Annotated in this window: 1 pseudogene; it reads right to left on the bottom strand. The window is 69.2% G+C overall.

Going from position 1 to position 1,169, the window contains the following annotated elements:
- Window positions 1–38 precede the first annotated feature (38 nt).
- Window positions 39–1,139: pseudogene (locus MTQ10_RS30640) on the bottom strand (alginate lyase family protein); the annotation flags it as partial.
- Window positions 1,140–1,169: the final 30 nt, after the last annotated feature.

The raw sequence follows: 1,169 nt of genomic DNA on the forward strand, positions 1-1,169 counted from the left end.
CCCTCGACGCGGCCCCACCCCCTCACCGCCCGACCCGCTCAAGCGGGATTGCCCCCGTGGGTGAGCGTCTCCCAGGCGACGAAGAGGTTGTTGCTGCCGGCCGGTCGCTGCCGCTCGGTGAGGATGCCGGTGTTGGTCATGGCGATGCCCAGTCGGTTGTGCAGCGCGTTGTACCCGACCTCGGTGACCGGGCCGAGGCCGAGGTGGAGCGTGCCGCCGCACAGCCAGCTCGGCGCGGCCGTCCCCACCTGGTACTTGGACTGGAAGCCGAGCGCCTGCCGCAGCCGTTCGCCGACATCGGTGCCGTACAGGTCCTGTCCCTGGATGCGGCTGGTCTCGGCGACGTGGGAGATCGCGGAGATGCCGTACCCGGTGTGGGTGAAGTCGCGGCAGGTTTCCTGGGTGAGGCCGGTGACGAAGGTGGACTGGCCCTGCCAGTACTTGACGATCTTGTCCCGGGTGTCGAGGTGCTGGCCGGGCACGGTCTTCGGCAGGTCGCCGTCGGAGGCGAGGTACACGTAGGCCGCGGTGCGGGTGCGGAAGCGGGCCATGGCCTTGTCGTACGAGGTGCGGTCCTCCAGGAAGACGGAGATGCCGATGGCGGCCTCCGTCATGGACAGCTCCCAGTTGCCGTTGGAGTGGGAGCCGTTGATCACCTCGGGCAGGTAGACGTCGCGCAGCATGGTCGCGAAGCGTCCGGCGCCGGCCCAGCCGCCGTCGTACGTGTACTTGATGATCTCCGCGGCCCGGGGCCAGGTGGAGCCGGCCCAGGCGGTCTGCAGGGGGGCGTTGCTGTTGGTGTGGTCCTGGATCACGCCGGACCAGGCGTCCATGAGCTGTATGGACTTCTTGGCGTAGCGGGCATCGCGGGTGATGTACCAGGCGAGGGCGTCGGTGTAGGCGGCGATCGCGTCCTCGCGTTCGTCGGTGCAGCCGTGGTTGGGGTTGGAGTAGGAGCCGCACTCGACGACGGCGCGGGGTTTGGGGGCGCGGTTCAGGTCGGCGTACTTGCTCGCCAGCATCTGATCGAAGGCGGCCTTCCAGGGCTGTGCCCCGGCCTGCACCTTGCTCCGGGCGAAGTCGAGCTGGGCGCGGGAGACGGTGACGCCGGGGTGGGCGAAGACGGTGGGGGCGGGCTCTTATACACATCTGACGCTGCCGACGAAGCT

Source organism: Streptomyces sp. XM83C (assembly GCF_023072675.1).
GTDB classification, from domain to species: Bacteria; Actinomycetota; Actinomycetes; order Streptomycetales; family Streptomycetaceae; genus Streptomyces; species Streptomyces thermocoprophilus.